The following is a 13,450-nucleotide window of genomic DNA, read 5'->3' as shown; positions in this document are numbered from 1 at the left end:
CATCATCCGATGCGACATGCTTACCTCGCCAGGCTGCGAACACGTTGCAGATCGGTGTGGCCTCCGCGGGGACCAAGCGTGTCCGTAATCCACCTGATTGCTGCCAGATGATCATTCAGCACCACTTGACTGAGCGGATCAGGCCCGCTTCGTTTCTTGATTCGAACGGCATTCAATCTGCCCACAGGTACGTGATGAACAGCGCGTACCCGGAGTCCGCCAATCACTGCTTTCGCTTGTGCGAGCGGCGGAACTTCCAGTGATGTTATTCCGATGACCTCAAGTCCATGACGGCTTAATGCATGCGGAATAGCAGTCATCGAAGCCCCTCGGAGATCAGATCTGGCGAGTATGCTGTTTAACATGTGTTTGGCCTCCACTACCGGATGAATGGGGCTGCGAGTTATCGGTCCATGGTAGTCGTTAAGTGCCACATCCGTTCCCTTCAGCACAGCTTGCACATAAGGTGCAAGGTGCTCGGCAGGGATTGCAATATCTGCATCAGTGAACAGCAATACCTGACCGCGGGCCGCCGCTGCACCTACTTTTCGTCCTCCATCATGCCCCAATGCTTCGGCATAAGTGAGTACTCGTGCCCCTGCACGTTTAGCTGCGTTAGCTGTACCATCTGTTGAACCATTAACAACCACAAGCACTTCAGCGTCACGACATATCCGCAGCGCTTCCCGAACGACGGCCCCAATTGTTTTCTCCTCATTCATGGCAGGGATAATGACAGAGAGCATAGGCCGCTGAGAATCGTCCCCATGCGGAGAGGTATCTCTTATGCCATTTTCGGCTTCATTCTTGGTCCCATCCTTTGCCTGTAGCATCTGCTGCTTGGGTGGAATAACGAACATATAGGCCTTTGTACCCTTTTTCTGTCCAGACTTCAAACCTCGTTTCTTCAGCACTGTTTTTCCGCGTCTCACTTTCGATTGCGTTGCAAAACGTGCTTTAGTACTGGTTTTACGCAACACTTTCACCTCCCGCATTCAATCATGAGCATGCCAAGGGAGTACACGTTATTCTATGTATTCGTGGAGCAGTGGAAACGGCGTATGTCCTTGCACCAAGCAGGTTCTCTCTGCGAATCAGGGGGGACAAGCCTTCCTTTTAGACAAAATACGTCAAAATATGCGAAAAACGCTTCCTCTCCCCTACTTCAGACACAATTTTAGAAAAAAACCAAATTTGCATCTTTTCCAAAGTTTTACACTGTGATAATATACGATCCAAGCAGTTTTATTTACAAAAATAACCTTGTTAGGAACATTAGTTCCCAAATATCTCCTTTTACTATTTATTGACCTTAGGTTAGTTATTGATGACGGCATTCGCAAAGCATGTTTCGCTGATTACATTCTGTTCTTGAGAGGAGTGATGCTGTTCAAATCACACTGTTATTGCCATTGTCATTTAAGTAAACCCGGAATGAACAACCCAGTTTTCCGTGAACACACCTTCTCCTGCGCAATTGGACAACCCCCGGCTTCTGAAAGAGGAACACAATGGACGATTAAGCCTTCGGGCTGAACTGAATAAACGGTAATCCTTTGGGTTGTGTTGAACACTTCCCGAGCCAGGGCACAGCCGATTTTGTTCCAATCGTTTCTTGTCTCATTCCACGCTTCAGGTTTAGCCCCACGCTCCGCGCTGCCCAAGTTGCAGACGGAATCCCAACCGAGATTGGCATGATTATGAAATTGATTCATTTTTCCCAAAAAAATAAGTTTGAGAATGGAGAGTTTACTATGAAATTTGCCAAAGTTATGCCAACAATTCTTGGAGGAGCTCTTTTGCTCGCTTCCGTATCCTCTGCTACTGCAGCTCCAGTGTCTGATCAATCCGTTCCACTTCAGGCCCCTTATGCCTCCGAGGAGGGTATCCCATTGAACAGTGGAACAGATGACACCATCTTCAATTACCTTGGACAACAGGAACAATTCCTGAATTCCGATGTGAGATCCCAGCTCAAAATTGTCAAAAGAAACACCGATACGGCTGGCGTAAGACACTTCCGTTTGAAACAGTATATTAAAGGTATCCCGGTCTATGGTGCAGAACAGACGATTCACCTGGACAAAACCGGAGCCGTGAGTTCCGCGCTTGGCGATCTTCCACCGATTGAAGAGCAAGCTATTCCGAATGATGGTGTAGCCGAGATCAGCGGAGAAGACGCGATCCGCATTGCAACCGAAGAAGCAACCTCCCGGATTGGAGAGCTTGGTGCAGCGGAAATCACACCTCAAGCTGAATTGAACATCTATCATCATGAAGAAGATGGTCAGACTTATCTGGTTTATATCACGGAAGTTAACGTGCTTGAACCTGCCCCTTTACGGACTAAGTATTTCGTAAACGCAGTGGATGGCAGTATCGTATCCCAGTTTGACCTCATTAACTTTGCCACGGGAACAGGTACGGGTGTGCTTGGTGATACCAAAACCCTGACAACCACCCAATCCGGCAGCACCTTCCAACTGAAAGATACCACTCGCGGTAATGGCATCCAAACGTACACGGCGAACAATGGCTCTTCGCTGCCAGGTACCCTGCTTACGGATTCAGATAATGTATGGACCGACCGTGCAGGCGTAGATGCTCATGCTTATGCTGCTGCCACGTATGATTTCTACAAAAACAAATTCAACCGTAACGGCATTAATGGTAACGGATTGTTGATCAGATCCACTGTGCATTACGGCTCCAATTACAATAACGCCTTCTGGAACGGGGCACAGATTGTCTTTGGTGATGGAGACGGAACGACGTTCCGATCCCTGTCTGGTGATCTGGATGTTGTGGGTCATGAATTGACACATGGTGTTATTGAGTACACAGCCAATCTGGAATATCGCAATGAACCAGGTGCACTCAACGAAGCCTTTGCCGATATTTTCGGCAATACGATCCAAAGCAAAAACTGGCTGCTCGGTGATGATATCTACACACCTAACATTCCAGGAGATGCGCTTCGCTCCCTGTCCAACCCTACATTGTATGGTCAACCTGACAAATACAGTGATCGTTACACAGGTACACAGGACAACGGTGGTGTGCATATCAACAGTGGTATCATTAACAAAGCCTATTTCCTTGCAGCTCAAGGCGGAACACACAATGGTGTGACGGTTACTGGAATCGGCCGGGATAAAGCGATCCAAATTTTCTACAGCACATTGGTGAACTACCTGACGCCAACGTCCAAATTTGCAGCTGCCAAGACAGCTACCATTCAAGCTGCCAAAGATCTGTACGGAGCAACTTCCGCTGAAGCGACAGCCATTACCAAAGCGTATCAAGCTGTAGGCCTGTAAAATTACTTTAATTCATGTCGTTGAACTTATAATGAACTCATTTTAAATTGTAACGAAACGTTCAGACACCCCTCACCGTCCGAACGGATCAAGCTTATCTCATGCAAAAGCGGTGTCCCGGACAACTCTGGGCACCGCTTTTGTCATTTGTCTATTCTTTATATAAGAATGCATTATGCTTGCGAAGGTCCTGACGCAATCCATGACAACAATCCGTACGTATGCTTGCAATCTGCAGTACGTGACACTTCCAGCACCGCTTCATCCTCACTCTGCGAGAGAAGAGATACCTGAAATCCCCGATCATTGCTCATGGCTACAATCACATAATGTTCTGAAGCAAATGACTCTTCAAACACAACAGTTACCTCCGTGCACTCCTCACTCTCTGGCAGTACAAAAGCTTCCATCCCGAATTGCTGAACAACCTGTTGCTTGCTTACGCTGCGAACTGGCTGAAAGGCCAGATGTTTGGCCTGAACTGCACCCGATTGCAACTGGTTGCTGCCCACGGCATCATCACACAGATGCTCTTGTGTAATAGATTGAGGCTCCGGTGTATACTCCACCTGAACAGCAGATACTGGCGACGTCTCGACTGAATTACCAGTGGATTGAGAGCTATCATCCGTTACAGATTCTGCGATATCTTCTGTCCATCCTGTAGAGAATTCACCCCCAGCTTGCGGCTCTTGCTGATCATATTGATTTTCCAGTTCAGACTGTGTCTGTTGATCCTGCAGTTCAAGTAAACCAGCCAGGGCATTCGTTGCTGTCTCATTACCGATATCCAGTCCGAACAGTGCCTCATTGTCCAGACCTACTGTCTGCATGAGCTGCTGGACCTCCAGCATTGCTTCCTGCCTTTTCAGCTCTGCCAGTTGCTCCAGCGTATCTGCACTCACCTGACGAATAGCATTCCAGATCTCTTCACTTAGATGTGCCGTACCCACAATGCCTGCATTCAAATGACTGGAAGTTATACTTTGATCACTCAATTTGCTTCCATCTACACTGCCGTCAGCCAGTTTCGAACCTGTAACTGCTCCTTCTTGCAGGTTAACCGTGCCTACTGCTTCCTCTTCCAGATGAAGCGCACCAATACTTCCCTCTTGAATGTGATCCGCACGAATGGCCCCGTCTTGGATATGAATCGATTGCACACTTTCACCAGCGAGATGGGCACTTGATACCGCACTCTCGGCTAATTTGCTGCCATCGATCACACGGTCAGCCAAATGCTCAGAGGATATCGCGCTTGGGACTAGTTTACTACCATCCACACTGCCATCCGCCAGTTTGGAACCCGTAACAGCTTCATCTTGCAGGTTAGCCGTACTTACCGCATCCTCTTCCAAGTGAAGCGCACCAATACTTCCCTCTTGGATGTGATCCGCACGAATGGCCCCGTCTTGGATATGAGCGGAATGTACACTTTCGTATGCAATATGGTTACTAGATACCCCACGCTCGGCTAGTTTGCTGCCATCGATCGCTCGGTCAGCCAAATGTACAGAGGATATCGCGCCTGTGGCCAGTTTATTACCATCCACACTGCCATCCGCCAATTTGGAACCCGTTACTGCTCCATCTTGCAGGTTAACCGTGCCTACAGCATCCTCTTCCAAGTGACGCGCACCAACACTTCCCTCTTGGATGTGATCCGCACTGATCGCGCCATCTTCGATATGAATCGATTGCACACTATCGCCAGCGAGATGAGCACTTGATACCGCACCTTCAACTAATTTATCCCCATCCACACTGCCATCTGCCAGTTTGGAACCCGTTACTGCTCCATCTTGTAGATTTGTCGTGCCTACCGCTTCTTCTTCCAGATGAAGTCCACCAATACTTCCATCTTGGATGTGATCCGCACGAATGGCTCCTTCTTCAATATGAGCGGATTGCACACTTTCGTCTGCGAGATGGACACCCGATACCGCACCCTCAACTAATTTATCTCCATCCACACTGCCATCCGCCAGTTTGGAACCCGTTACTGCTCCATCTTGTAGATTTGTCGTGCCTACCGCTTCCTCTTCCAAGTGAAGCGCACCAATACTTCCCTCTTGAATGTGATCCCCACGAATAGCTCCTTCTTCAATATGAATGGACTGTACACTTTCATATGCCAAGTGTCTGCTCGATATCGCACCCGCAGCTACTTTGGTTCCGTCCACACCACCCGTGGCCAGTTTGGATCGGGTCACGGATTCTTCCTGCAAAATAATCGTACTCACCGATTCTTCTTCCAGATGAGAAGTACCAATGCTCCGTTCCTGGATATGGTGAGGAAGAATTGCCCCATCCTGGATATGGCGGGATTGTACTGCCCCTTGCTGGAGATGATTTGCACCCAGCGCCTCCGCCTGCAGATGCAACCCACTGATCAGACCTGGTTGCAGATGTGCTTGAGTCACAGATAAAGGTGCCAGATGATCCGTTTGCACAGAGGATGGCGTCAAATGTTGGGAGGTAATTGCCTGCCCCACAATATGATCTCCATGGATAATGTCTACTTTCAGATGCTGGGAGTTCACAACCTGGGCAGCCAGATGATCCGCCTTTACACTTCCTCCAGCCAGATGAAGCGAATGGACCGAACCCGGTTGAAGATGTTCACTACTTACCGCACCATGTTGTAATTCCTCTCCAGACACCGAATCTGCCGCCAGATGCTCTGAAGACAGGGTACCTTGCCGCAGTTTGTTGCCTGTAATACTGCCATCTGCAAATAACTCCGGGGACCGGATTTCATCTGCCAGATGTTCCATAGAAACGGCATGTTGCTTCAGATGATAGCCACGAATCGTTCCGGCAGGAATATGTTTGGCGACGATACTTTCGGCCATTATTTTTGAAGTAGTAACACTGCCGTCGGCCAGTTTGGCTGATGTGACTGCAGAATCGGCGAGTTTGTCAGTGGAGACGCTCTCCGGTGACAGTTTCGGAGAGGTAACCGCATGGTCCGTCAGATGTGGCGGGAAAATGGACCCTCCAGCCAATTGGGCTGAGGTTACACTGCCCGGGGCCATTTTATCCGTGGTGATTGCTCCGCGAGACATCGCCTCCGTATGAACACTGCCCGGTTGAAGATGCGGTGTGCTCACCGAGTGTTCCGTAAGGTGCTCGGACTTCACAGAATAAGGTCTCAGTGCCTCGGAACCTACACTACCTTGAGCCAGATGCGCACCCGTAACACCACCATTCGCCAGATGAGATGAGTTTACACTGCCCGGAGCCAGCGCCTTGCTGATGACAGAGGCAGGCCCAAGCTTCTCGGCTGTAACACTGGTATCCGCGAGCTTCGCACTTGTTACCGCTCCGTCCTGCAATTCAAATGTACCTACGGCTGACTCGGCCAAGTGTTTCTCCAGCACAACACCTTCGCCCAAAGCCTCAGCGGACACACTTCCAGCTGACAGATGTGTTGCCTCTATACTTTCACTGGCAATATGAATGGAGTGAATGGCCGAATTGTCCACATGTACTGGTGTTATTCCCCGATTCGCGATGTGCTCTGCACGAATGGACCCTTTTGCCAGATGTTTCCCTTGTACGGCTTCATCTGCAATTTTGGAAGCAATGATGCTCTGGTCGGCGATCTTGGAAGCCGTAATAGCCTGTTCCAGCAATTTTGCTGTTCCGACAGACTGGTCTGCCAGCTTGCTGCTGTTGACCGCATTGTCCAACAGATGCTCGCTGCTTATTTCTCCATGCCCAATCTGCTCGCTACCTATAGCGAGCGCTCGAATCTGGGCGGAGCCGATAGAACCATCCACCAGATGTCTTCCACTTAATGAATTCTCGGCAATGTGTCTGGTCTGGATTGCTCCGTCCTCAATCTGCTCACTCCCAATACTGTTGGCAGACAGCTGGGAACGCCCTACAATCCCTTCCGCCAGATGTGCCTGCTTCACTGCACCGGACTGGATGTGATGAGACTCGATGGATTGTTCTTCAATTTTGCTACCCGTCACAGCACCTTCACGAATTTTGGCCGATGTCACCGCATCATCAGCCAGCTTTGATGTATGAATCACTCCACCCGATAAGTGGCGGGTCTCAATACCACTGATGGCAATTTTATCGCCAGTGACCGCGTGATTTTTGATCAATTCTTCGGTAACCAGCAGACGGCTAAGATGCCTTGTATTGATGGAACCATCGGCAATTTTGGCGGAATCAATGACTTGATTGCCGAGCTTCTGCGAAGTGATGCTTCCATCCCTTATTTTATCCCCGCCAATGGACGCATTCCGGATTTTGTGACCCGACACGGAGCCATCAATCAGATGTTCTTCCGATACAGATGCTTCTGCCAGTTTCGCAGATACAACCGCACCGTCAGCAATATGGATGCTGGTCACTGCATAATCCTGTAACGCCTCACTCCCGACAGCCCCCGGCTTCAGCTTGGATGCATCCACTGAGAAGGGAGCCAGTCGACTCTCCGTAACAGCGAACTCACTGAGATCATCCGTGTAGATGTAGTGTCCGGTATGACCCGGCATCTGATTTTGATTCAGGATCTCCAGCCGATCCTTGCTCTTTGTTTCCTTTTTCCCCCCACCTTGCTCTTCCAGAGAAGGTGTAGCAATACCGCTTACCTGAATTTCTTTCTCCGCGACCACTGGAGTACTTACTTCCTGATTCACTGCCTCTACAGGTTCAGGCTTCGGGGTGTCAGCCAATTTCTCTTGCACAGGCTCTTTCATCGCTGAACGAACTTCTGTACTTTCGGGAGAAACTTCGGCCGACTCTTGAGTGCTCTTGGGCGCAGGTACATCTGTATTCAGGCTTTCTCCCCTATTTGGTATCAGCCCTGATTTTGTTGGTTCCACTCGTCGATCAGTCAGTTCCAATTCCTTGAATTTCGGGCTCACATGCCGCAGTTTCGGCGTCAGGATCTTCTTTTTGCCATTTTTACTCATGCAGCTTGCTCCTTCCTCTAACGTTCGTCTCCGGCATCATATGCTTCCATATGGGCATCTGCCACTTCATTTATGACTTTTGCAGATTCCAGTGCACGGATGGACAGGTGTCAAAACAGGAATGTTCGATGATCTTCGTGGAAATAGGCGTGTCAGGGTGGTCGTGGAAAGGCGGCTGTCCACGCCCCCGTCCCATTCATGTCATAGGATATTGTGTCTGATCAAACACTGGTGCATGGCTATGCATCTACACACCGGTCTGCGTTATCGCGATGTCAGAGCTATGCGGTGACAGGCCGGCATTCCATGAATGGACGATCCATGGTCGCGATAACATCGAAGGAGGAACGGTCATGCTCCAAGAAACGATCGGCATTATGTTCGATTCACGCATGTACCGGGGGATACCGGCCGGAAGGACCGGTCAGGAATCACTCGCGAATTATGAACAGGCAGCGGCCAGTTATGGATTAACTCCCTGCTTTTTGCGGCTGGAAGATATTGATTCGGATCGGAAAACATGTCTTGCCTATGTAAAAAAAGAAGGTAAATATGTTCGCGAGCGCATGCCATTGCCCTCCGTCATTCATAACCGATCACTTCAGCTTCGCCGGGCGGAACAGCATCAGATCACCAAGCTGATGTTGCAGGGTATTCAGGTATTCAACGTTCGCAACCGGTACCGTAAAGATCATATTCATGACATGCTTCATCAGGACCTCGCCTTGAGAGAACACCTGCCCCATGCAGTTAAAGCTACGCCAGAATCTCTGGCTTATATGATGGAACATTATGATGACCTCGTCATCAAACCCTGCAGCGGCAGTATTGGTCATGGCATTATGCGTATCTTTCAACGAGATGGACAGTGGAAACTGACCTGTGAAACGAAGGCTGCACGCAAAGGATGGGCTACATTCCGCTTGAGCAAAGGACAGCTTCCTTCCTCAACTCTGCGGCGTATCTTTCGCCATGCCTACCTCATTGAAGAGCGTATCCCGCTGGTACGTTATGAGGGCAGACCGGTAGATCTGCGGGTATCCGTGCAGCGTGGTAGCGATGGTCTGTGGGGAATTACAGGCATGTTTGCCAAAGCGGCTCCTGATCATACATTTGTCACCAACATCGCCCAGGGCGGTAAAGTCATGAAGCTCGCGGAGGCGCTTGGAGCAGTATATTCAGACTTCGATCTGGCCCGACTGGAGCACAGGATCGGATTCGTTGCACTCCGAATTGCCCAGAACCTAGCCGCCAGTCTGCCACACCTGGCTGATCTGGGCCTTGATCTCGGAATAACACGCAGCGGCCAGATCTATTTTATTGAATGCAATGGACGGGATCAGCGCTACGGTTTTCGTAAAGCCGGCATGTCGGAACACTGGAAGACCACGTACAGCAAACCGATGGCTTATGGACGCCTCTTGCTGGAGCAGAATTCGAGAATTCCGAGACAACCACAGACATACGATAGGAGACTATATTGATTTCGTGTGCATTCTGTGTCAATATTATGCAGAACGGCCGGTCTTGCCGGCCTTGAAGTTCGCATTAACCCTAAGGGGGATATTCATGGCAAAAACGCTGTTGCGATTAATGACCGAGCTTTCTTCGCGCAAATGGATCTCCCGGACTGTGGGAGCCTTCTCCAAAAGCCGGGGAAGTAAGGCATTTATCCCTTATTTTGTCCGGACCTACGACATCCCTGTTCAGGAGGCCGAGAAAGATTGGAAGGAATACCGTTCACTGAACGATTTCTTTACCCGCAAATTAAAACCGGGCATGCGCCCGTTGGAACTTTCAGAGCATGCACTGATCAGCCCGGTCGATGCCAAGATTACGGCAGCCGGTCCGATATCTGCAGGGACACTCCTGAATGTTAAGGGACAAAATTATACACTTGCTGAATTATTAAACCATTCTCCCCATCTGGAGAAGTACAAGCACGGCTACGGGTTCGTCCTCTATCTCAGCCCTCGCGACTATCACCGCATTCATGCACCTGTCAGCGGCCGCAAAATAGAGAGCGAGCACATCAAAGGCAAAGTTTATCCCGTGAATGACTTTGGCCTGACACACATGAGATCCGTGCTTAGTCGAAACGAACGGCTCATCACGTATATCGCACACGATTACGGTGAAGTGGCGGTTGTCAAAGTAGGTGCGATGAACGTGAGTAGCATACAATATGCGGACACGGACACAAGTACCTGGGCACAAGGCGATGATCTGGCCTATTTTGAATTCGGTTCCACTGTTGTTCTGCTGACGCAGAGTGGCACATTCGAACCGAACCCGGGCTTACAGCCAGGCGATTCGGTCAAAATGGGCGCATTGCTTGGCCGTTTGAAACCGAAGAACTAATGAGTTCATACGCAAATAAAGAGGATGGCGCAGCACCTGTAACCAGGTATTGCACCATCCTCTTTATGCATTCATATTCATCCATGTATACATGCAGTACGAAGCTTCGCTCCGTCGTTATTGGTCTACTGAGTTCTCCTCAAAACCACACATCTTGCAAGTCCTCTGCCGGTTTGAAGCGGCGCAGACGGTTCCGGAAAATATTGCATCCCTTCGTAGAGCATCCCCGGTTGCGGACCCGACGTTTTCCGTTCATCACAAGTTCCCCCTTTTGGTCATCTGGAATGCTAGATAATTACCCTTGGTTTCCAGACTTGAAACGTTGTCATGTTCTTCCAACCAGAATTCTAACGAATTTCGGACGGACTCTTGCCTGTATACTGCTTGAACTGACGACTGAAGAAGAAAATATCCCGGTACCCCAAGGCATCCGCCACCTCGGTCACATTCATGCCGGTATGTACCAGCAGATGTTCTGCCCGCTCAATACGCATACGGATAATATAAGATTGTACCGATGATCCAACCAGTTCCTTGAACTTGATCGAGAAGTATCGGGGTGATAAGCCAGCCCGTGCAGCCAGATCTTCCACCCGATGCGTAATCCCTGGATGCTGACGCACATAATTGGCGACCTCCTGGATCACATCGGACAACTGATTGCTTACCTTTTTCTCCACAGGTTCTTCCGTATCGGCGCGCAGCAAATGAATCATCAGCTGCTTTAGAATCAATCGACTCTCTTCATCACGCCCGTACACATCCGATAAGAACAGTCTTACATAACGTGCCAGCAAATGCTCAAATTCCACGGTCTCTTGTACTTCACGATAAGACTGCGGAACATCAGCAACAGGCACGTCCACATCAAAATGAATATACGTCAGAACCAATGGTTTTTGCTTATTATGCGTTGCAGTAGGATGATCGCCTGGCCTGAACAGAAAACAACTACCCTTGCCAACTTCATACGACTGGTCATTCAGTACAAGCGTTCCTTCACCACTCCATACATAAAATAAATCATAGTTTTGCATCGGTTTTTCCCGTTTCTGCCACTTCCAGCCCGGTTCACAGACAATTTTGGCGACAGCGGGCAAAATAACAAATGATGACGGCGATGCCTGCAGCATGTCGCCACTCCCCCTTGATAGTTAATCTCTCTGCATATGGCATCATTCTGATTTGAATCTCACTTCTTCAATCAAGGCCATATGTATTTCAGTATGTTGCATGATTAAATACAACTTGCTCATATATGATCTCTGCTCCTACAGGAGCGAAATGTCTTATCCCATTATACAGCGGAATTCACCGAAACGAAAATGTGCACTTCTCCCAGGCTAGCCGCATTCGCCGGATTCCCTCTGTTATCTCTTCTTTCTCCAGATGCGCAAAAGCAAAACAGGCCGCCGGATGACCTGAAGTCAGCCGATATCGCTCTGCATCACGGAACAGTATACCATCCGCCTGAGCGAGCTTTTTAAACTGCTGATAACTGTCCACATCGCCATTCCAGGTAGCGTAGATATGCAGTCCTGCATCACCAAGCTGCATGGTGAATGCCTCCGGCAACTGTAGCGGCATCTCTCGCACAAAGAAATCATGCCGTTCCCCGTATAAACGGGTTAACCTCCGTAAGTGCCTCAGGTAACCTCCTCTGGTCATAAACTTCGCCAGTGCGCGCTGCTCCAGCAGTGCCGGAGGTACCGGTTCATACAGCGCCTTGGCGGCAAGGAGAGGTTCTACCAGGCCAGGTGGCAGGACGGCGTAGCCCAATCGGAACGAAGCAACCATCGTTTGCGAGAATGAACCAACATAGATGACACGTTGTTCACGATCAAGCACTTTGAGGGGTTCAATCGGTCTTCCGCCCCACCGGAATTCGCTGTCGTAATCATCTTCAATAATGACCGCATTCCGCTTCGAGGCCCACGCAAGCAAAGCACGTCTTCTGTCCAACCCCAGCACGGCTCCTGTTGGAAACTGCCGGGTAGGGGTGACAAATAACGTCTGTGCCTCCCAAAGCTGAGGAATAATACCCGCGGTATCCACATCTGCCGGGATGATGTTCCCACCACAGGACTTAACCGCATGGGCAATGCCCGGATATCCCGGGTTCTCCAATACAACCGCTGCTCCCTCTGCGATCAGCAGCTGGGACAACAGGGTGATGCCTTGCATTGAACCGCTGAACAATACAATCTGTGATGCATCAGCCTGGATGCCACGTGTCCATCTGAGATGGGAGGCGATGGCCTCACGCAGCTCCGGATCCCCGGCTGCACCGCTAGGTTCTCTCCAACCACTGCGATGAACAGCAGCGAGTGCACTCTTCCACTCCGCCAGCGGGAAATGTTCCGCAGGCATACGCTGCATTTGGAAATTAATAACGGACGGCTTCGGTGAAGGCATCTGGGCCCGCGGGACATCATGTTGCGTATTCAACAACTGTACTCGTTCACCCCAGGCAGACAGCTTGAGAACGGCTTCCTGTTTCCCATTTTCCTGTGTGGATAATGTTTCCGTGACAAACGTACCTCTTCCCCGATGTGCATAGACATAACCATCCGCAAGCAGCATGTCGTATACCTGAGCTACCGAACCACGTGACATCTCATATTGTCTTGCCAGTTCGCGCGTCGAAGGAAGCCTCGTGCCTCCCTCCAGTGTGCCTGCATGAATGGCATCACGTAACGCATGGTACAATGCCTCATACTTGTATCGATGCTGAAGCTCATAGGTATCCATCGGTAGCCACAATTCCATCGTGCACCTCTCTTCATCCGTTTTCATTCGTGTTCCCTGACCAATTGGCCTACTAAAGTGAAT

At 49.8% G+C, this 13,450-nt stretch carries 7 protein-coding genes; 3 read left to right on the top strand and 4 right to left on the bottom strand.

The annotated features are described in order from the left end of the window. Positions 1-20: 20 nt before the first annotated feature. Positions 21-980 carry a glycosyltransferase family 2 protein gene (locus OM416_RS25015; protein WP_264934140.1) on the bottom strand — a complete coding sequence of 320 codons (960 nt, stop codon included), beginning with the start codon at positions 978-980 and terminating at the stop codon, positions 21-23. 774 nt (positions 981-1,754) lie between these two features. Here OM416_RS25015 and OM416_RS25010 point away from each other — a divergent pair. Then, the gene (locus OM416_RS25010; RefSeq protein WP_264934138.1) at positions 1,755-3,320 is read left to right on the top strand and encodes a M4 family metallopeptidase; all 1,566 of its coding nucleotides are present in this window, start codon (positions 1,755-1,757) and stop codon (positions 3,318-3,320) included. A 173-nt stretch (positions 3,321-3,493) separates the two neighbouring features. Here OM416_RS25010 and OM416_RS25005 read toward each other — a convergent pair whose 3' ends face one another. Further along, positions 3,494-8,257 (bottom strand): WIAG-tail domain, encoded by a 4,764-nt coding sequence (locus tag OM416_RS25005; RefSeq protein WP_264934136.1) that lies wholly within the window; start codon positions 8,255-8,257, stop codon positions 3,494-3,496. A gap of 353 nt (positions 8,258-8,610) precedes the next feature. On the opposite strand from OM416_RS25005, the gene OM416_RS25000 reads away from it, so the two are divergent. Both OM416_RS25000 and asd read left to right on the top strand, forming a co-directional pair. Continuing rightward, a complete protein-coding gene (locus tag OM416_RS25000; RefSeq protein ID WP_264934134.1) occupies positions 8,611-9,741 on the top strand; it encodes a YheC/YheD family protein in 1,131 nt (376 codons plus the stop codon). A gap of 85 nt (positions 9,742-9,826) precedes the next feature. Beyond that, entirely contained in the window at positions 9,827-10,618 is a 792-nt protein-coding gene (gene asd / locus OM416_RS24995; RefSeq protein WP_047841263.1) for an archaetidylserine decarboxylase, read from the top strand. A gap of 347 nt (positions 10,619-10,965) precedes the next feature. Here asd and OM416_RS24990 read toward each other — a convergent pair whose 3' ends face one another. Continuing rightward, on the bottom strand, positions 10,966-11,751 hold the full coding sequence (locus OM416_RS24990; RefSeq protein ID WP_036605807.1) for an AraC family transcriptional regulator: 786 nt from the start codon (positions 11,749-11,751) through the stop codon (positions 10,966-10,968). 178 nt (positions 11,752-11,929) lie between these two features. Further along, a complete protein-coding gene (locus OM416_RS24985) occupies positions 11,930-13,387 on the bottom strand; it encodes a PLP-dependent aminotransferase family protein (RefSeq protein ID WP_264934129.1) in 1,458 nt (485 codons plus the stop codon). Positions 13,388-13,450: the final 63 nt, after the last annotated feature.

This window comes from Paenibacillus sp. LS1 (assembly GCF_026013365.1).
Classification (GTDB): Bacteria; Bacillota; Bacilli; order Paenibacillales; family Paenibacillaceae; genus Paenibacillus.
Note: the sequence above shows the minus strand (reverse complement) of the source record. Positions and strands in the feature narration are given on the sequence as shown.

Excerpts from the sequence above, each read along its gene's own strand:
- OM416_RS24990 (WP_036605807.1), bottom strand. The coding sequence starts at position 11,751 with ATGCTGCAGGCATCGCCGTCATCATTTGTTATTTTGCCCGCTGTCGCC.
- OM416_RS25005 (WP_264934136.1), bottom strand. The coding sequence starts at position 8,257 with ATGAGTAAAAATGGCAAAAAGAAGATCCTGACGCCGAAACTGCGGCAT.
- OM416_RS25010 (WP_264934138.1), top strand. The coding sequence starts at position 1,755 with ATGAAATTTGCCAAAGTTATGCCAACAATTCTTGGAGGAGCTCTTTTG.
- OM416_RS24985 (WP_264934129.1), bottom strand. The coding sequence starts at position 13,387 with ATGGAATTGTGGCTACCGATGGATACCTATGAGCTTCAGCATCGATAC.
- OM416_RS25000 (WP_264934134.1), top strand. The coding sequence starts at position 8,611 with ATGCTCCAAGAAACGATCGGCATTATGTTCGATTCACGCATGTACCGG.
- asd (WP_047841263.1), top strand. The coding sequence starts at position 9,827 with ATGGCAAAAACGCTGTTGCGATTAATGACCGAGCTTTCTTCGCGCAAA.